This window comes from Bacillus sp. MM2020_4 (assembly GCF_011250555.1).
In the GTDB taxonomy this organism is placed as follows: domain Bacteria; phylum Bacillota; class Bacilli; order Bacillales; family Cytobacillaceae; genus Neobacillus.
In genome coordinates this window covers 17,293-36,144 of the sequence record NZ_JAANMZ010000022.1, presented here as the reverse complement: position 1 = coordinate 36,144, position 18,852 = coordinate 17,293, and the positions used below count along the sequence as shown (strand labels likewise).

The window sequence follows — 18,852 nt, the reverse complement described above, 5'->3', positions numbered from 1 at the left end:
CTCCCCTTACATTAAATCAATCATGCCATTGTTACCTTATTTCATATGCAGCAAAAATATGATTAGATTGTCATACAGCCGAATCCGCCATCGACACGAATCATTGCACCAGTGACAAAGCTTGATGCCTTTTCTGAAGCGAGCCAAACAGTAGCACCTTGTAATTCTTCTGCTTCACCAAAGCGATTCATCGGGGTATGGCTCATGATCGATTCGATTCGTTCTTTGTCTAATATTTTCCGATTTTGTTCTGCCGGGAAAAATCCTGGAATAATCGCATTCACACGAATTCCATTAGGTGCAAATTCACGTGCTAAGAACTGTGTTACACTGTTAAGACCTGCTTTCGAAACAGAATACGTAAATACTCTTGAAAGCGGTGTTGTCGATGAAACAGATGAAATGTTAATGATACTGCCTTTACGATCCTGCTCAATCATTCTTTTCGCGAAAATTTGACAGGTTAGGACAATCCCTTTTAAGTTGATATCCATTATTTTATCATATTCATCCATATCAAGTTCAAAGAAAGGTGTCGCACTATTTGTTCCAGGTGCATTCAGGAGAATATCCCAGCCACCAGACCATTGTTCGATTTCATTCGCAACCTGAACCAAGGAATCTTTAGAACTAACATCTGCTGAAAACGCCTTTGCTTCTCCACCGTTATTGACTATTTGTTTAACAATTTCTTCTGCCTTTTCCAAATTACGACCAACAATCGCTACTTTAGCTCCGTGGTCTGCCAATCCTTTTGCCATGGCAGAGCCTAATACACCATTTCCCCCGATTGCTACCGCCGTCTTTCCTGTTAGATCAAATAAATTTGTCATTTCTCTCTCTCCTCTTTGTTAAAATAAATTCCCGTTTTCATCGAATGGAAATTCATATAGATCCGAAACCTGCTCCATATTTGGATGTTTTGCTATATAGTCAAGCAACGGTTCGGATACTTCAATTTCACTAAGTTTCAAGGTATTTTTAATGCGAACCAGTTTGACATTTCTAAAATCTAAGATATTACTTGTTTTTACAGCGGCCTGAATTGCTTGTTTATCATTTGGTAATGTCGTAGCTATTTTTGTAGGAGCCACAACGGTTGATGTTAACCCATTTGCATAGGTTCCTTCTAAATCCATTTTGTCTAATAGACGCTTGGTTGTAAAATCTGCGGTTCCTACTCCATTGGCATTCCCCTCTGATTCATGCGTTACATCCAGCACTACCATTTTGTTAACATCTGGGCCGCCTGTTGCATATGGTGTGGGATAACGACCTGTAATATTTGGATCCATTCCATCACCGCTAATGTTTTTTCCAATTTCATCAATCACAAGGACATCCAATTGATCAAAATATAACTTTGGCAATAATGCTTTTGCTTGTGTCTGTAATCCAGCTTCCTTTTCGATAATCTCAGCCTGTGTTAATGCTTCCACAATTGCCACTTTGTCGAAGGCATTTTCAACTGTCGCTATTCCAAATAGAAATGGTGTTTTTTCCATGATGATTTTCGCCATCGCCGGCACATTTTCTGCCATATATTTAAAACCCATTTGATGGCAGGCTTCGGCCCCTCTTTGTTTCCCTAAGCCGATACTAATCATCTTCATAAGCCCGCTTTCCACAGGTCCTCGGAATGCCGTATGCGGCTTCACACGATTGATCACTACAATCCCATCAGCTTTTGAGGCATATTTATCGACATATACAGGCAAACCGTTCGGTAATTCGCTGATCTTTACTACTTCCATCGATGAACGGATTTCACAGCCCGCACTTTCCTCTGTAACCCCGAGATGTGCTAATACTTCCCGCTGTCCTTCTGCGGTTGCACCACCGTGGCTACCCATGCTAGGGACGATAAATGGCTTTGCCCCTAAATCTTTTAAAAACTGAACCGTTACCGCAGTTAATTCCACGAGACGGTCAAGCCCCCTGCTGCCGACAGCCACGGCAATTTCCATTCCAGGCCGAACGGTCTTTATAATCTGTTCTTGTTGTAATTTTTCCATTAAAGCTTTACGAAGGTCATCAATCATTTTGTCATCAAAATTCACATTCACTTTTGCCATTTTTGGTACAGGAATATCTTTTAATAATTCTTGAAGTATACCCACGGACTAACACACTCCTTTTCCTTATGTAAGTTTTCCACATTGGATAAATTTCCATGTAAACAGGAAGTCCATTTTCTTATAAGCTCCTGTCTGTAATCCCTTTCAAAAAACATACTAACATAATTTATGTGTTTCTTTAATTAATTTGTTTACCAAACAAATTAATTAACTGTATAATATCATTATGCTAACCTTTTCGTCAATAAATATGTAGGATTATTTACCGAATTATCATTCAAGGAGGGCTTACATGATTACAGGTGATGCTGCATACATCAAAAAACTCAACCGATCGTTAATCATAAGTAAAATTTTTGAACATGGGATGATATCCAGAGCCGACCTGGCAAAAATTACAGGTCTAAATAAAGCAACGATCTCTGTTCAAGCAGCTGATTTACTAGCGGAGGATTTAATTATCGAGACCCAGCAAGATCATAAGAATCTTGGCAGAAGACCAATCATGCTCTCCATCAACCAACAGGCTGGATTTGTACTTGGAATTGACCTTGATAAACATTCGGTTACCTTTGCCTTAGCTAATATTAGCGGTTTGCCGGTTCAGACAGATACAATTCATCTAGATACCTCTGATTATGATGTTATTCTTGGAATGTTGATCAAACAAATAAACGCTTACAAACAGCAATGTTCAGAAGCTCGTTATGGCCTGTCAGGGGTAGTGATTGGGATTCACGGGATTGTAAATAATGACGAGATGATTTATTTTGTTCCGCAGCACGGCTGGCACAACAAAAATTTAAAAGATGACCTACAAACCCAAACCAGTGTGAGCATTTATATCGAAAACAATGCAAATTTGTGTTCTTTTGCCGAAAAGGTCTATCAACATCATCAAAGTGAGAATTTGTTATCAATCAGTCTGTACTCCGGAATTGGACTAGGCATAATGGTGAATGGTGATGCACTTAAGGGCTATCATGGCTATGCAGGCGAAATTGGCCATATGATCATTGTTCCTGACGGAATACCCTGCAGCTGCGGGAATTTCGGGTGTTGGGAACAATATGCATCAGAATCAAGCTTCATGAAACAATTATCTGAAAAGCAGAATACTCCTGAATTAAGCTATGATGCTATTCAAAAGTTAATCAGGGGGCAAGAACCAATTACGTGTGAACAAATGAAACAATATATTAAGTATCTATCAATTGGCCTTAATAATATTATCAATCTCTATAATCCTGAGATTTTGGTCATTAACAGTGAATTACTTCGAAACTATCAGGATGCTGTAGCGGAAATAAAAAATCATCTTACTTCAACGATTAGCCATTATTGTGAATTGCGGGTATCAGAACTGGGAAACAAAGCGTGTGTAATGGGCGCATGTGCTTTTGCGATTAAAAAGTTTTTGAATGTCTCAACTATCTGCTTATCGCTTTAATGGAGAAAAGGTAGCTTACCATGAAAAAAACGAATAAAACAACCGGAAAGGTCAATTCACAAAATTGAAATGTGAGTTGGCTTTTTCCTTTCTTTTTATCCGCATTACCCCATTTCTATATTCAATCGGTGCTATACCCTCAAATGATTTAAAGGTTTTATTAAAATAACTCTGATTCTCATATCCTAACATTTCGCTAATCTCAAGAATGGTATAGTTGGTTTGATCCAATAAATCCTTAGCACGGTTCATTTTCAGTTTCACAACATATTTAACAAAATTAACACCAATTTCCTTTTTAAATAATCGGCTAAAATAACTGGAATTTAGGTGCAGGTAATTCGCTACTTCTTCCAACGTTATTTTCCTATGCAGATTATCTAAAATATACTTGCAGGCATTTTCAATTTCTGTGTTTGAACAGATTTTTGAATCATTGAATTCGATCAGTTTCATCATTTGCATTTTTATATCTACGGGCTTTTCAGCAGCATGGCCCTTTCTAAATGAAAGAGAAATTCCAAAGGTGTCCTGAAAAATAATTTGTATCTTTTTCATCAAGCTTTTTATTTTTAGAAATTCCTCGTCTTCCACCATGCTTACAAATAAAAAGGATTTCTCTTTTTCAAATTGACCATGAACGGCATTTACTCCATCCTTTTCCACTACCTCCGCTATGACATTTTGAATAAAGTAATTTAGCAAATCGGTTGATTGAAAATAATGAAGAACTGATTGATATTGATTAATCATACAAAGGATAACCATATATCGTTGATTTGGCTGGAAGCCTAGTAAATAAGCTTCATCCTGCCAAACATTCGGATTATGGATGGGATGATATATTGTTTTATTTATAAATCTTTCTAACATTAACCCCTTGTTTTGTTCGATGGTTTGAGCCATTTGTAATTGATTCATTTTATTCTTCTTTTCATTGTTAAGTGTATCTACAAACTGGCGCAGTATATGTATTATTTCATTTACATCTAACACATCTTTGAGGATATATTCTTGAACATTTAATTTAAGCGCCTGTTGCGCGAATTCGAACTCATTATGGCACGATAGGATTGTAACTAACAATGAAGGATATTTTCCCTTTAATCTTTTCGTTAGTTCAATTCCATTTAATTTTGGCATGCCTATATCTGTTATAAGGATATCAGGCATACTTTCTTCTGCTTCGTTTAAAGCACTCATTCCATTTACATGGGTACTTTGCAATGTCAGCCCAAGGCCATCCCAGTCGATCATTTCTGAAAGGAATTCCAACACAGGATAATCATCATCTACTAACATTACGTTATACATGATTTTCCTCCTCTTGAATAGGGATAAACATGGATACTTTGGTACCCTTGTCCGGTTCACTTTGTACCTGCATTAAAAAGCCTTCACCAAAAGTTAATGCTATTCTTTCATAAACATTTGATAGGCCAATACTTGAAAATCCCTCGCTTCGTTCACTTTTAGCTGAAGTTTCTAATCCCGGATTACTCAGTCTTTCCTGAATTCTAGTAAGGTGCTCCTTCCGCATCCCTGTTCCATTGTCTTCAATCTCAATGGTAAAAGTAGGAGAGGTGTAATGTGCTTTAATCAAAATGTGCCCTTCCTGCTCGTTTAACCCGTGAATGATGGCATTTTCAATAATTGGTTGTAATACTAATCGTGGCAATTTAATGTTTGACGTTTCGATGGAAACTTCCATTTTCAATTCAATCTTATGCCGTTTGCGCATATTCATTAAACGAATATAGTCTTTATTGATCGCTAATTCTTCATGAAAAGGGATCATCCCTTTATGTTTATCGATTGTCATTCTTAAAAGCTTTGATAATGAACTAAGCATTCCAGCACTGTCATAATCACCTTTCATCATCACTTTCATGCGAATCGAATTTAATACATTAAACAAAAAGTGAGGATTTATTTGCGCTTGTAACATCGCCAATTCTGCTTGTCGTTTTCTTGTTTCGGTGAGTGTATTCTCCTCGATTACTTTATTAACCTTATCTAACATAAGATTAAAGGAAGTTGAAAGGGTGGCAATTTCATCGTTCCCCTTCGCTTCAGATCGCACTGATAAATCGCCCTTTTGAACTTTTTTTGCTAAGTTTTTTAAATCCACCAGTCGATTTAATATTTTCCGTAAAAGATAGACAAGTAAAATTAAAAATAAAACGTAAGCAAGTGCTTGAACGAGAAATACCCGTTTGAAAATCGCATTAATTTTCGAGATCGCATTTTCATAAGGATTAAGAGAGATTAATTTCCATCCTGTAATAGAAAGTTCGCGAGAATTAATCAAATATTTTTCACCTTTTATTGTCATCACATCTGATGTATTGCGGCCTAATTCTTCGGTCACTTCCTTAGTAAGTTTCCAATCAAAAAATTGATTCTTTGCAATCAAATTATTTCTTTCATTTAGTAGTATCATGCTATGGCCGGTATTTTCGCTATTTAATATATCTATGATTCTATTTTCCATCACTGTCACCACAGCATATCCGTAGACACCTTGATTACTGTCACGTAAAGGTCTTGCAACAGATAATTGAAAAGGATTATTTTTTCTTTCAGATATAATCATGGTTGGCTGGGGGGCAATCCAAATAGACCGATATCCTTTTAGCCTGCTTAAGATTTTAAACCATGGTTCGTTTTTTAACTCGAGCGGATTAAATTCATGGAATGAATAGTTCGTATAAAATTTCCCGTTATTCAGCAGGATTGTCACGTATGCCTTCTGATCTAATAAAGTAATTGTATCTAATTTCTGTTGAACCTTTTGATCATTTATGAATTCATCATATTCTGTTCCATTCTCTAATGCCGAGGAATAACTACTTGGATATTTAAAGATTGTGTTTAGCTCTGTGTCGAGCTGAATAAAATTCAGCGTGTATAACATATCTTCAAATTCCTTTTTCAAATATTCATTTGTAAGTTTTAATTCATTTTGTGCACTACTAATGGCCTGCTCTTTCACAGCATCTTTTGTCAAATAATTGTAGACGGTGAATGTCGTTATGGCAGGAAGGATCAAACATGTTATCGCAATTAAAAGGACTCTATCACGAAAAGACAGGGACGATACGAAATGTATCACTCGCGTTTTCACTTCCAACCTCCTCGAAAAGCGCAAGCGCCCTGGTCAGCGGCGTATGGCCTGGAGCACTCCAACTGAGATAAAGGAAACACGAAGAGCCGGAGGCGCATTCGTGCTTGACTTATCGTAGGGCGGAGAGCGAAGGACATTAGCCGCTAGGGCGCTGGAGCTGGACAATTCTCAAAATCAAGATTTCTTTCTTATCTTTTGATAAAGATTGGGGCTAAAAAAGCGGGTATCGCCCCTGTCCCTATTATATACTCAGCTTCAATTGCAAGAAAGTTGGGATTAATCTATTTACCTATTTTTATCAATTATCTCTTGTACGACTTTCTTAGAGCTTGCTACTGTTTCGTCAAGACTTTGTTTCCCAAGAATTAATTTTTCAAATTCTGTAGAAAGTGCTAAGTCAATTTCCGACTGGTATGGTACTGGTTTTCCTACTTTAGCTGAAATAGTTGTTTGAACAGAGTGTATTAAAGACTCCTTATCAACCTTTTCAGGATTCTGGGCTTCTGCTAGAGTATCATTGATTAATTTGATTACTTGGTCATCTGTGGTTTTTTTCCATGATGAAATATTAATTCCTTGAGCAATTTGCCCTTCCGTTGTGTACCATCTGATAAATTTGTATGCGGCCTCTTTATGTTTCGAGTTAGCTGCAACACCCAAAATATCGGCATCAGCCGCGGAATATGCACCTTTTTCGTCTACTTTATTTTGTGGGAATGGTGCGACTGCCACATTGAAATCAGCCGGGAATCGCTCTGATCCTCCAAGTTCCGCAATCATAAAGGTTCCTGTAATAATCATGCTAACCTGCTGCGTAAAGAATTGATCACGATAATTCATTTTTTGTGAAATCATCGAAGAATATGGGACCGCTGACTTGTCTTCCTTCTCCATTTTCACACGCATTGCTAGTGATTCCTTATAAAGCGGGCTGTCGATATTGGAGGTTCCGTCGGTTTTCAAGAAACCGGCATCTTTTTCCTGTGACTGTAATCTTAGGCTCATATAGTTTGCCCATGCACCTTGCCACGGACCATGAAAGTAGGTTCCATACTTTCCGTCTTTCGTCAGTTTTTTAGCGTATTCCATGTACTCGTCCCATGTCCAACTTTTCGGAACTTCAAGTCCTGCCGCATCTAACCGGTCTTTATTTAACAGGACAAACCATGATACATATTTTCCTGGAAGACCGTAATATTTGCCATTGATCTTAGTATCAACTTTATATTCATCTTCCATTTTAAAGCCATCTTTTTTAATCATTTCATCTAGTGGTTCCAGCATACCTAAATTTACTCGCTGTGCGTAGTTAGCGGTATTTGTGAACATGACGACATCCATTTCTTCTCCTGAAGCGGCAGCTAAATCAATCTTTTTCAATGCTTCTTGACTATCCTGCTTTTCACTTAATTGAACAACGTCCACTTTGATATTTGGATTCTTTTCTTCAAAAGCTTTGATTGTTCTATCCCATGCGTAACCATCTTCAGTACCATGTGTATAAAATTTAATTGTGACCGGTTCTTCCGTATCACCCTTTTCGCCTGAACTTGATGTCTTATCAGGCTTGCTGCAGGCAGCGAGGACTCCTAGAACTAAACTGAGGCTTAAAAACAATAATAGAATTTTTTTCACTTTCCCTACCCCCTATTAGTTAGTATTTATTTTTTTGATGCTGTGAATCTGAAATTACCCCTTTACACCGCCAAGTGCAATCCCCTCAATTACCTGCTTCTGGCCGATAATAAAGACAATAATGAGCGGAAGAATAGATGAAACCGCCGCCGCCATAATCAATGAGTAAAATTCGCCATTCAATGAGGTGAATTTTTGCATGGCTAACTGAATCGTATATAACCCATCAGTACGCAAGAAGATCAACGGATTCTGATAATCATTCCAAGTCCAAATGAATCGTAAGATTCCATAGGTGGCGATTGCCGGTCGGACGATTGGCAGGGCAATTGACCAGAATATTCTAAAATGGCCTGCACCGTCTATTTTTGCGGCATCGATATAATCTGAATGAATCCCCATAAAAAATTGTCGTAACATAAAGGTACCTAAAACACTAAAGCTTCCCAATAGAATTAATCCAATATGGCTATCAAAAAGTCCCAAATAACGATATAAAATAAACTGAGGCACTAAAATTGACTGTTGTGGCACCATGAAGGTGGCCAACACAATAATGAACAGGAATTTACCTGCCGGAAAATTCACTTTTGAGAATCCATATGCAGCCATCGCGGATACTGTTACGGAAATAAGTGTCGTAATCACCGTGATTTTAATCGAATTCCAATAATATAATGCAAAAGGATATTTACCTAACCAAACTTCTTTATAGTTTTCGATCCCGTTCCATCTTTTTGGTATCCACTCGATCGGAAATTTAAATACATCTGCCTCTATTTTAAAAGAGGTAGATAGCATCCAAATAAAGGGAAGTAAAAAGGCGATGCTTACAATAAAGGCAATAATCGTAATGATGGTCTTCCGAAGATTAATTTTTTTCTCCATGGATGTCCCTCCTTGTTCATTTCGTCAACCTAATAATTCACCCATTTTTTCTGTCCAACCCACTGCACTAAGGTTATGATCAGCACGAAGAAGAAGAGGACCACCGCAATCGCTGAGGCATAGCCAATTTTCAAATTAACAAACGCACTTTCATACAAGTGCCATACCAACATGGTGGTTGAATTAATTGGCCCGCCCTTGGTTAATACAGCAATTAAATCGAATACTTTAAATGTGCCAATGATTCCTGTGATTAATAGAAAGAAAGTTGTCGGCGATAAAACCGGAAGCATGATATGTTTAAATTTATCCCATGCCCGTGCCCCGTCCATATCTGCTGCTTCGTAAAGTTCTTTTGGAATCGACTGCAAACCGGCTAAATAGATAATCATACTAAATCCGATTGATGCCCAAATCTGAATAACCATAACTGAGATTAACGCGAAATCCGGATCTGCTATCCAGGTTGGCGGATTATCAATACCAAGTGAAAATAACAATTGATTGATCGGCCCCTCAGTCGGATTAAATAGAACCTGCCAAACTACGGCAATGGCAACAATACTTGAAATATAGGGCATGAAAAAGGCTACTTTGAAATAACTTTTTGCATACACATGTTTATCAATGACGATGGCAATGATTAATGAGAATAACATGGATAATGGAACTGTTAGTAGAAAAAGTAAATTGTTCAACACCGATTTTAGAAACACTTCATTTTCAAATAGAGCTTTAAAATTATCCAATCCCACAAATTTGATTGAGTTAAATCCAACAATAAAATTCCAATCTGCAAAGCTTAATAGAAAAGTTGCCAGGATTGGTAAAAGCGTTAACACACTCACGCCGATCAACATCGGGGAAACAAACAAAATACCTGTCAAACTCTCTCGTTTTTGGATGGCACTTTTCTTTTTCTTTACTTTCACTTCGACGTCTACTTTTTCAAATACAGTTTTTGCTTCAATATTCATATCCCTCACCTCTCCTAATCTATCGTGTTAGTTATTGATGTCCATCGTGGTCTTTCCCTATTTTGTAGTTTCTCTGCCCGGTCTCCTATTTTTTGAAATAAGCGGAAAGAGAAAAACGACACCATACATGCTAAACCACTTGAAAAAAAGAGATATCCCGCCATCGGAAGGAAGACAAATAAAAATAATAAGGATGCGATAGAAGTAAGCATCATAAAAGTATTGAAGGGATACGTTATTCCGATTAGAAAAGCCATTTTCAAGGCTGTAAACACCTTCCTGTTTATCTGTAGATAGACTGGGAAGATATAAATTAGCATCACCACGTATAAACAAGTACTGCCAATGAGAATTCCCTTAGCCATCATTTCCACGGTTCCGGATAAATAGTTCGTAAATTGCCAATCCGTATACAAAATAATTGGTAGGAGTAGGAGCACGAGACCCAGTCGGTTTGCCCTTCTAAATTCCTCTTTATATACCTTCTTAAACGCATTGAAAACCCTTACATTTTCACCTGCAAGATACCCTTTCATGACTGTAAACATAGCAACCGTTGCCGGAAATAGCCCAGCTATTATCAATCCTGCAAGAGTAAATAGGATCCATAGGAGATTAAGATAAAGTAATTTCATTACCCAGTCACAAGCAGCATTTACATTATTTATAAGTCTGTAAGATTCCATCGTTCCTCCCCCATTGGTCTGTATTTTTCATTTGTTCAATGACTATATTAATAATTGTAAGTAAATTTTCAAAATATTCATATAGATTTTTTTTACCCATTCGAAAATATTTTGACATTTTGTAAAATCCTGAAATATATTTTTTGCTATCATGTTGTTATTTTTTAATAAAATTTAACAAAACTTTCACTTAGAGAGGCCAAAATCACCTATCTTATTTAATAAAATGGACTTGAAGAAAGGATGTGGCATATGGCTTATAAGCCTCGTATTAGATCTAAAGAATATTTGATTTTGAGAGTTTTAAAAATACGAATGACGATGCCGAAAAAGGATAAGCAGCGTTATTTCAGACTAAAAAAGGGATATGAAGGAGAGGAAATGTTTGATACATTAACGGAGAAACTCCAATGTGAGTGCTATATTTTGAATGATTTGCTGTTAAAGGTAAACAACATTACATTTCAGTTGATACATTAATTATTATTTCTTCCAAAGTTTGTTTTTATGAAGTTAAAAATAATGAAGATGATTATTTTTACGATTCCGAAAAAGATATATTATATAAGAAGCCGCAAAAAGAATATAGTAATCCACTAACCCAATTGAATCGCAGCGAATCCCTGCTCCGTCAATTACTACAGAATATTGGGTATAACTTTCCTATCGAGGCACAGGTCGTTTTTATCAATCCTAAATTCACCTTATACCAAGCCCCCATGGACAAACCATTTATTTTTCCAACACAAGTAGAAAATTATTTGAAGAAATTAGATTCGACACCATCGCAATTAAACGGTAGACATAAAATGCTAGCAGATAAGTTGATTTCCCTTCATATAGAAAAAAACCCTTATACAACGCTACCCTCATATACATATGGGCAATTGCGAAAGGGGATGACTTGTGAAGTGTGCGACTCGTTTTCGATATCCGTTCAGGGGAAGAAATGTGTGTGCGGTGATTGTGGGCATGAAGAGTTGATGGAAGCTGCAGTTTTGCGGAGTGTGAGGGAAATAAAACTGCTTTTTCCTGATTTGAAGATTACAACGAGTCTTGTTCATGAATGGTGCGGGGTGGTAGATTCTGAAAGGAGAATTAGAAGAATTCTTGGGGAAAACTTTAAAATTTTTGGCAACCGACGATGGGTCTTTTACGAGTGAAAGTGGTACTTTCCTATATCAGTATTTGAAAGGTACTTCTATCGGACATTTCTTCCGGGATTCTTGGAATATTGTCCTTTAGAACCCTTCTATCGGACATTTCTTCCGGGGTTCTTGGAGTTTTGTCCTTTAGAACCCTTCTATCGGGCATTTCTTCCGGGATTCTTGGAGTTTTGCATTTTTGTTTTCTTCAAATGAGAAAAAGCAGCTGCACACACAGCTGCTTTCCCCTATTACCTATTAAAACCAATCACCAAAACCTAATTCTCTTAAGTGCTTTGCAGAGATTTCAAGACACTCAAACGGATCGCGGCCATAGGTATCATCTTGTTCAACTAAGAAATACTGTGCGCCGCTTTCAAGTCCAGCCTCTACAATTGCTTTGATATTTAGATTACCCTCTCCAAGCTCTGCAAATTCAATTGTATTCGTAAAGATATCAAAGAATTTAGCCATATCTTTAAAGTCGACGTTACTTAAATCCATCTGACCAATTCGATAATCTTTTAAGTGCAATAATGAAATTCGGCCTGCATATTGCTTAACAAACTCGACAGGATTTTCACCTGCTCTTTGAATCCAGTGAACATCCAGTTCAAAGCCAAGCTTAGATGTGTTATTTTTAATGAGATCCAAGAGGTAGACACCATCGTATTTTTGGAATTCGAGGTGATGGGTATGGTAGTATAATTCGATTCCGTGATCAGCTAATTTATGAGCCATTGCTTCTGCTTTTTCAATAAATTCCATAATTTTATCTTTATGCCCCATACATGTTAATGGAAGCATACCGATCCGTAAAAAGTTACAATCCAGCGCTTTACAATCACTCACAATTTTATCAAAATCACTTGTTAAGGTCTCACCAGGAGCACCTGGAAGCATTGGTTCTAAAGCAGCTGACATGGCAGCAATTTTAATATCGAAGTCTACACTCGCTCTTCTTAATTCAGCAACATTTTCTGGAGTCATAGGAATTTGCGAAACTTCTACCGCATGATAGCCAAGCTCACTAACATTTTTCATGGTTTCATAGGCACCTAGTTCTTCCACTTTGCCCTTTAGCATCATCATTTGCACGCCAATTTTACCTTTTTCCATTGTTTATCCCTCCATTTTGACTGTTTGTTTTAATTCTGAAGACTTGCGAATAGCATCAATCATTTGAATCGCCACAAGTGCATCTTTGGCAAGAACATAGTTGTTAGTATCTTCTTCAATACATTGATGGAATAAGTGAATTAATTTTGCATGGCTTGCCCCATAATAAAATTTAGTTCCAGGAAGCTTGGCATCCTCTACTAGTTCTTCCTTCTTTCCGTCTTCATGTACTCTAGTTAAAATACTATCTTTAATCGTAAATTTCCCTTTTTCAAAAATGACTTGAAGTTCTACACTGGAATTCACGGCATTTGCATTCGTAGCAAAAAATAAACCTGTGGCACCGTTTGCAAATTGAATACGTGCTGTTGCTGTATCCTCTACCTCAATTCCGTAATCTAGAAGCTGATCCACATTTCCGCGGATTGACTCCATTTTCCCTCCAAGTAATTGCATCAAATCCATCGTATGAAGCGCCTGATTGATCATTACGCCGCCGCCGGCATATTTCATTTGTGCGCGCCATGGCTTAAGATCATAATAGGATTTAGGGCGATACCATGCAACAAGCCCCTTAATCCCCACGATCCTGCCATACTCACCGCTCTCAGCGATCTCTTGAAGCATTTCAAACGACTCATTGTATCTGTTTTGAAAACAAACACAAATTTTAATATCCGGATGTTTTTGCTCAAGCTCTACTAGCTCAAGCGCTTCTTCTGTATTCAGGCCAAGCGGCTTTTCAAGAAATACGTGAACACCTTTTTCGACACATGCCTTTGTCACTGGATTGTGCAGATAATGTGGCAGGCAGATATGAACAACATCTAATGCTTCTGATTCCAACATTTCTTGATAATCGGTATAAAAGCGTGCTTCAGGGGCAATTTTTCTAGCACCTTCATCTATATCACAAACCGCGGTCAATTCCACATTCGGATTTGCTTTTATCGCCGGCAGATGTATGTTAGATATATCCCCTAGCCCAATTAACGCTACTTTTAGCATAAGCATTTCCCCTTTTTGAAACGAACTCAAAGCTTGAGCAGCAATGAGTTCGTTTCGTGTGGTGATTACTTTCTAACCGGATATTTACCTTCTTCAGCAATTCTTTTATTTAATTCTTCTAGGAACAAATCTTCATCAAATGGTACATCAATTTCTTTTCCTAACCAGCTTGACAGGTGCATGGCATTTGCAAGTCTAACACCATTAATACCGTCGCTTCCTGGAGCTAGTAATGGTGTACCATTTACAATCGCGGAAGCGAAGTCTTCTAATACAGCAATGTGCTGACCGCCCCAAACACTTTCAAATTCAATTACTTCCTCAGTGAAAATATCACCTTGACCGCCACCCATGAAAATACTCATAACATCTTGCATGCTCATGGTTGCGCTCATTTCATCTTCAGGCTTATTTAGCCGTTTGATCGTAATTTTCTTACTATCATCAACCACGATTTTTCCTTTATCGCCATGGATTTCTAAACGGTCTGTCCCTACTACATCGTGTGTCTTAGTTACAAATACACCAGTAGCACCATTTCCATAATCAAAAACGGCAGTTACATCGTCTTCAACCACAATATCTCTTTGATAGCCAAAGTTTAATTTTGCATAAACCTTTTTCGGCATACCGCAAATCCATTGAAGCAAGTCAATTTGGTGTGGTGCTTGGTTTACAAGGACACCGCCGCCTTCCCCGCCCCAAGTTGCTCTCCATTCACTTTGATTGTAGTACCCTTGAGGTCTCCACCAAGTAGTAATAATCCAGTTGGTGCTACGAATGTTGCCAATTTCACCATTATCAATAAGTTCTTTTACTTTTTTATAAAGCGGATTTGTCCGTTGGTTAAAGAAGATGGCAAACTTAAGTTCAGGCTTTGCTGCTGCAAAATCGTTTAACTCTTTCACTTGTTTTGTATAAACACCAGCTGGTTTTTCCACTAACGCATGAAGGTTACGTTTTAATGCTTCAATTCCCATTTCTGGATGGAGGTAATGTGGAACAGTTGTAACGACCGCATCTACGTCACCACTTTCAAGCATATCGATATAATTATCGTAGAAAGGAACACCAGGATACTTTTCTTCTGCAACCTGTTTTTTAGCAGGATCATTATCACAGATTGCACCAATCACCATGTTTTGCACTTTACCTTCAGCGATAAAATTAGCGTACATACCACCTTCTGCACCTAATCCAATAATCCCTAATCTTACATCTGCCATAATTAATTTCCCTCGCTTTCAATTTTGTTAAGAATGTCTAATAAGGCTTCATATTGAAGCTTGTAACCGCCGGCACCGTCTAGCCCTTTGTTGTCCTTAATAATTTCGGATGCATCTTCTAGCTCTAAGTCCTTTAAAGAATCAAAGAGGACAAGATGTGGCTCAAGCGTTAAAAATCCCTTATAGCCGCTCTTCATAAACTGGGCTAACAATTCTGGTATTTTTCCTTCGCCAGTTCCACAGACAACATTTTGGCTATCCGCTGTTACAGCATCCTTAATGTGTATATAAACAATCTCATCTCTTAAGAGGTCGTAACACTCCTGTGTATCTTCTCCGCACTGTACGAAATTAGCAAAGTCAAAAATCCCTTTAAAATAAGGAGATCCTACTTCCGTTAAAATCTCATGACAGCGTCTCGCGATATCACCAAAAATATCCTTTTCATTTTCATGCAGCAATATCACATTGTACTTTGCTGCAATGGCAGCGTATTCCTTAAGCTTACCTACCACTTCACTACGATATTGATCTGCATCCTCACCTTTAGGAATATAGAAGCTGAAGATTCGTATATATTGGCAATCAAGCAAATTGCTAATTTGGCAAAGCGTGTCCAACATCAGCTTTTGCTTTGCAAATCCTTCTTCATCATTGATAAATACTTTCCCAATCGGTGAACCGATTGAAGAAACTTGAATACCATATTTTTGCAACCTTGGCTGTACATTTTCTTTTATTTCTTCAACTGTAAAGTCGCCGATGTTTTTCCCATCAATGCCCCGTAATGAGAGATAACGCATGCCAAGGTTTGAAACAACCTCAAGTTGTGTCTCAAAATCAGACGAGATTTCATCTGAAAAGCCGGAAATCCATAAATCCTGATTCATTTATAGCGAATCCTCCTTTGTTCCCGATGTATCGGCTATTCGTTTATTTTTGCGGTAACGAGAGGGCGTAACCCCTACCTTTTCCTTAAAATAACGGCTGAAATGGGCAAGACTTTCAAATCCAGCTGCACTTGATACTTCAGCAAGAGTGAGGTCAGGCTCCATTTCTAATAAAAACTTGACCTGATTAAGCCTGCAGCCCATCACATATTCCATCACAGTAAAACCAGTAATCTCTTTAAAAACATGTGAAGTATAATATTTACTTAAATTTAGTTCAGTCGAAATCCGATCCAAATTCATTTTTTCAGCAAAATGGTCTTTTATCCATGAGGCAATTGCCTCGGCATGGACCTCTTTTTCTGTTTTTTTATTCGAAACATGTGCTAATTCTTCTTGACTCATTTTATATATTTTTACGAGTAATTGAACTAATTCAAGCTTTATTTCGGCCTCTAACAGCCTATTATTTGTGCCTGTCTGGAGCATTTCTTCATTCATCCGGGCCAAAAGTCCAACGATTTTCTTTATCTGTTGGTCAATATATTGGCCAGATTCATTGTAGCCCGTTCGTAGTAGATAATTATTGAGCTTCTTAAATGGATCCAACAAATTAGGAATCCCTAGAACTGCTGCTATTTCTGCCATCCATGTGGGTGAAAAATGAAGCATACTTCTTGTATAGGTACTTTCTATTTTCGGATTCGGTTTATGCAGTGTCATGCCATCCAATAGAATGATATCACCAGGCTCTAGTTCATAAATCCGATTACTAATTAAATACTTACAATCACCACCACAAAAGAAATAAATTTCATATTCATGATGGGAATGATACTGAAAGGAATAGGAATGCACACCTTTAACTCTGTAAGCTGCAGTGATCCATTTATTCATCATACTTTGATGATTTATAGCTGCTTCCAAATCCATAGCACCCATACCTTTCTAAGTAAGCGGTAGCAATTTACATTTTTATTTTAGACCTAAATGACTTAAAAATCATTCTCTCGAAATGCTTAATTTATTTCTTTATTTGACTGGTATTGCTTTTTGCGCTGAAACTTTAGTCAATAATAAAGAAAAAAAGAGACAAAACAAGCCTTTTATGCTTTGTTTTGTCTCTTTTATAGAAGATGTGGAAAAGCCTTATTTTTGCATCCAATTTGTATGGAATATTCCTTCTTTATCCACACGTTGATACGTATGGGCACCAAAGTAATCACGCTGTGCTTGCAATAGGTTTGCAGGAAGTGTTTCCGTACGATAACTGTCATAATATGCGATAGCACTTGCGAATGATGGCACTGGGATACCACGTTCAATAGCTACTGAAAGCACTTGACGAAGTGCCGGTTGATACCCTTCAACAATTTCTTTAAAGTATGGATCTAATAATAGATTTGCTAACTGAGAATCACGGTCGTACGCATCTTTAATTTTTTGTAAGAATTGAGCACGAATAATGCAGCCGCCGCGGAAAATCATCGCGATATTTCCGTATTGAAGATTCCAATCGTATTCTTCAGATGCCACACGCATTTGGGCAAAGCCTTGTGCATATGACACAATTTTGCTCATATATAGTGCTTTACGAACTGCTTCAATTAATTCTTCTTTATTTCCTTCAAATGGTTTTACAGCTGGACCATTTAAAACTTGACTAGCCTTCACACGTTCTTCTTTCATTGCTGAGATAAAACGGGCAAAAACTGATTCTGTGATGATGGGAAGCGGGACACCTAAATCTAAAGCGTTTTGGCTTGTCCATTTACCAGTTCCTTTTTGACCAGCAGTATCTAGAATCACGTCCACCAAAGGTTTACCTGTTTCTTCATCCACTTTTGTAAAAATATCTGCGGTAATTTCAATTAAGTAGCTGTCAAGCTCGCCTTTATTCCATTCTGCAAACACATCATGAAGCTCTTCAGTGCTTAAACCAAGGACATTCTTCAGAATAAAGTATGCTTCACAAATTAATTGCATATCACCATATTCAATTCCATTATGAACCATTTTCACATAATGACCTGCACCGTTTGGTCCAATATATGTACAGCATGGGTCCCCTTCAACCTTAGCTGAAATCGCCTCTAGGATTGGCTTTACTAAATCATAGGCTTCTTTATTACCGCCAGGCATAATGGAAGGACCTTTTAATGCCCCTTCTTCACCGCCGGAAACACCCGTTCCGATAAAATGGAACCCTGCATTTGCAAGTTCTTTATTACGTCTAATTGTATCTTGGAAAAAGGTATTACCGCCATCAATGAGGATATCGCCTTCTTCAAGGAATGGTTTTAATGAATCAATCGTTCCATCTGTTGCATTACCAGCTTTAACCATCAATAAGATTTTACGTGGTTTTTCTAACGAATGAACAAATTCCTCAACGGTACGAGCACCGACAAAGTTTTTACCCTCCGCTTCATTTTTCAGAAACGCTTCAGTTTTATCATATGAACGGTTAAAAACGGCAACCGAATAGCCGCGGCTTTCAATATTCAAAGCGAGGTTTTTCCCCATTACCGCTAGGCCAACTACACCAATTTGTTGTTTTGACATATTTAATCCCTTTCCTTTCTAAAATCAATATTATCCTATTCTAACCTATTTTTTATTT

17 protein-coding genes and 1 pseudogene are annotated in these 18,852 nt (G+C 37.6%); 4 read left to right on the top strand and 14 right to left on the bottom strand.

Annotated features, from left to right (window positions below; all coding sequences use genetic code 11):
* Positions 1 to 62: 62 nt before the first annotated feature.
* Both G6554_RS14495 and G6554_RS14490 read right to left on the bottom strand, forming a co-directional pair.
* A complete protein-coding gene (locus tag G6554_RS14495; protein ID WP_166243053.1) occupies positions 63 to 833 on the bottom strand; it encodes an SDR family oxidoreductase in 771 nt (256 codons plus the stop codon).
* Positions 834 to 851: 18 nt separating this feature from the next.
* Positions 852 to 2,120: a nickel pincer cofactor-dependent isomerase, group 22 gene (locus G6554_RS14490; protein ID WP_166243051.1), complete on the bottom strand. Its 1,269-nt coding sequence runs from the start codon at positions 2,118 to 2,120 to the stop codon at positions 852 to 854.
* Positions 2,121 to 2,370: 250 nt separating this feature from the next.
* Between G6554_RS14490 and G6554_RS14485 the strand changes: the two genes are divergently transcribed.
* Positions 2,371 to 3,528, top strand: coding sequence for an ROK family transcriptional regulator (locus G6554_RS14485; protein ID WP_166243049.1), 1,158 nt, complete (start codon positions 2,371 to 2,373; stop codon positions 3,526 to 3,528).
* A gap of 51 nt (positions 3,529 to 3,579) precedes the next feature.
* Here the strand turns inward: G6554_RS14485 and G6554_RS14480 are convergent, their stop codons facing one another.
* From G6554_RS14480 to G6554_RS14455, 6 genes are all read right to left on the bottom strand, one after another.
* Positions 3,580 to 4,842, bottom strand: coding sequence for a response regulator transcription factor (locus G6554_RS14480; protein WP_166243047.1), 1,263 nt, complete (start codon positions 4,840 to 4,842; stop codon positions 3,580 to 3,582).
* Positions 4,835 to 6,655 (bottom strand): histidine kinase, encoded by a 1,821-nt coding sequence (locus tag G6554_RS14475; RefSeq protein WP_166243045.1) that lies wholly within the window; start codon positions 6,653 to 6,655, stop codon positions 4,835 to 4,837. The genes G6554_RS14480 and G6554_RS14475 overlap by 8 nt, the downstream gene beginning before the upstream one ends.
* Before the next feature lie 285 nt (positions 6,656 to 6,940).
* Positions 6,941 to 8,290, bottom strand: coding sequence for an extracellular solute-binding protein (locus G6554_RS14470; protein WP_166243043.1), 1,350 nt, complete (start codon positions 8,288 to 8,290; stop codon positions 6,941 to 6,943).
* 54 nt (positions 8,291 to 8,344) lie between these two features.
* Positions 8,345 to 9,178, bottom strand: a complete 834-nt coding sequence (locus G6554_RS14465; protein ID WP_166243041.1) for a carbohydrate ABC transporter permease — start codon at positions 9,176 to 9,178, stop codon at positions 8,345 to 8,347.
* Between the two features lie 29 nt (positions 9,179 to 9,207).
* Positions 9,208 to 10,155 (bottom strand): carbohydrate ABC transporter permease, encoded by a 948-nt coding sequence (locus G6554_RS14460; RefSeq protein WP_207343052.1) that lies wholly within the window; start codon positions 10,153 to 10,155, stop codon positions 9,208 to 9,210.
* A gap of 14 nt (positions 10,156 to 10,169) precedes the next feature.
* Positions 10,170 to 10,841, bottom strand: a complete 672-nt coding sequence (locus G6554_RS14455; RefSeq protein WP_166243039.1) for a YesL family protein — start codon at positions 10,839 to 10,841, stop codon at positions 10,170 to 10,172.
* A gap of 252 nt (positions 10,842 to 11,093) precedes the next feature.
* On the opposite strand from G6554_RS14455, the gene G6554_RS26235 reads away from it, so the two are divergent.
* The 3 genes and pseudogenes from G6554_RS26235 (at position 11,094) to G6554_RS26225 (ending at position 12,004) form a co-directional block, all read left to right on the top strand.
* Complete coding sequence (locus G6554_RS26235) at positions 11,094 to 11,321, top strand: hypothetical protein (protein ID WP_347564311.1); 228 nt, start codon at positions 11,094 to 11,096, stop codon at positions 11,319 to 11,321.
* A pseudogene (locus G6554_RS26230) lies at positions 11,303 to 11,470 on the top strand (nuclease-related domain-containing protein); the annotation flags it as partial. The gene G6554_RS26235 and the pseudogene G6554_RS26230, both read left to right, overlap by 19 nt.
* Positions 11,471 to 11,794: 324 nt before the next feature.
* Positions 11,795 to 12,004, top strand: coding sequence for a hypothetical protein (locus tag G6554_RS26225; protein WP_347564310.1), 210 nt, complete (start codon positions 11,795 to 11,797; stop codon positions 12,002 to 12,004).
* 240 nt (positions 12,005 to 12,244) lie between these two features.
* On the opposite strand, the gene G6554_RS14445 is transcribed toward G6554_RS26225, so the two are convergent.
* The 6 genes from G6554_RS14445 to gndA form a co-directional block, all read right to left on the bottom strand.
* Positions 12,245 to 13,105 (bottom strand): sugar phosphate isomerase/epimerase family protein, encoded by an 861-nt coding sequence (locus tag G6554_RS14445; protein WP_166243037.1) that lies wholly within the window; start codon positions 13,103 to 13,105, stop codon positions 12,245 to 12,247.
* Positions 13,106 to 13,108: 3 nt separating this feature from the next.
* Positions 13,109 to 14,113, bottom strand: a complete 1,005-nt coding sequence (locus G6554_RS14440; protein ID WP_166243035.1) for a Gfo/Idh/MocA family protein — start codon at positions 14,111 to 14,113, stop codon at positions 13,109 to 13,111.
* Between the two features lie 65 nt (positions 14,114 to 14,178).
* Positions 14,179 to 15,339 (bottom strand): Gfo/Idh/MocA family protein, encoded by a 1,161-nt coding sequence (locus tag G6554_RS14435; RefSeq protein ID WP_207343054.1) that lies wholly within the window; start codon positions 15,337 to 15,339, stop codon positions 14,179 to 14,181.
* A gap of 2 nt (positions 15,340 to 15,341) precedes the next feature.
* Positions 15,342 to 16,229 (bottom strand): sugar phosphate isomerase/epimerase family protein, encoded by an 888-nt coding sequence (locus G6554_RS14430; RefSeq protein ID WP_166243033.1) that lies wholly within the window; start codon positions 16,227 to 16,229, stop codon positions 15,342 to 15,344.
* Complete coding sequence (locus tag G6554_RS14425; RefSeq protein ID WP_166243031.1) at positions 16,230 to 17,162, bottom strand: AraC family transcriptional regulator; 933 nt, start codon at positions 17,160 to 17,162, stop codon at positions 16,230 to 16,232.
* Positions 17,163 to 17,378: 216 nt separating this feature from the next.
* The gene (gndA, locus tag G6554_RS14420) at positions 17,379 to 18,794 is read right to left on the bottom strand and encodes an NADP-dependent phosphogluconate dehydrogenase (RefSeq protein WP_166243029.1); all 1,416 of its coding nucleotides are present in this window, start codon (positions 18,792 to 18,794) and stop codon (positions 17,379 to 17,381) included.
* Positions 18,795 to 18,852: the final 58 nt, after the last annotated feature.

Bases quoted from the DNA above. Each gene is read 5' to 3' on its own strand.
- G6554_RS14495 (WP_166243053.1), bottom strand. From the start codon at position 833: ATGACAAATTTATTTGATCTAACAGGAAAGACGGCGGTAGCAATCGGG.
- G6554_RS14485 (WP_166243049.1), top strand. From the start codon at position 2,371: ATGATTACAGGTGATGCTGCATACATCAAAAAACTCAACCGATCGTTA.
- G6554_RS14480 (WP_166243047.1), bottom strand. From the start codon at position 4,842: ATGTATAACGTAATGTTAGTAGATGATGATTATCCTGTGTTGGAATTC.
- G6554_RS14465 (WP_166243041.1), bottom strand. From the start codon at position 9,178: ATGGAGAAAAAAATTAATCTTCGGAAGACCATCATTACGATTATTGCC.
- G6554_RS14460 (WP_207343052.1), bottom strand. From the start codon at position 10,155: ATGAATATTGAAGCAAAAACTGTATTTGAAAAAGTAGACGTCGAAGTG.
- G6554_RS14455 (WP_166243039.1), bottom strand. From the start codon at position 10,841: ATGGAATCTTACAGACTTATAAATAATGTAAATGCTGCTTGTGACTGG.
- G6554_RS26235 (WP_347564311.1), top strand. From the start codon at position 11,094: ATGGCTTATAAGCCTCGTATTAGATCTAAAGAATATTTGATTTTGAGA.
- G6554_RS14445 (WP_166243037.1), bottom strand. From the start codon at position 13,105: ATGGAAAAAGGTAAAATTGGCGTGCAAATGATGATGCTAAAGGGCAAA.
- G6554_RS14440 (WP_166243035.1), bottom strand. From the start codon at position 14,113: ATGCTAAAAGTAGCGTTAATTGGGCTAGGGGATATATCTAACATACAT.
- G6554_RS14435 (WP_207343054.1), bottom strand. From the start codon at position 15,339: ATGGCAGATGTAAGATTAGGGATTATTGGATTAGGTGCAGAAGGTGGT.
- G6554_RS14430 (WP_166243033.1), bottom strand. From the start codon at position 16,229: ATGAATCAGGATTTATGGATTTCCGGCTTTTCAGATGAAATCTCGTCT.
- G6554_RS14425 (WP_166243031.1), bottom strand. From the start codon at position 17,162: ATGGATTTGGAAGCAGCTATAAATCATCAAAGTATGATGAATAAATGG.
- gndA (WP_166243029.1), bottom strand. From the start codon at position 18,794: ATGTCAAAACAACAAATTGGTGTAGTTGGCCTAGCGGTAATGGGGAAA.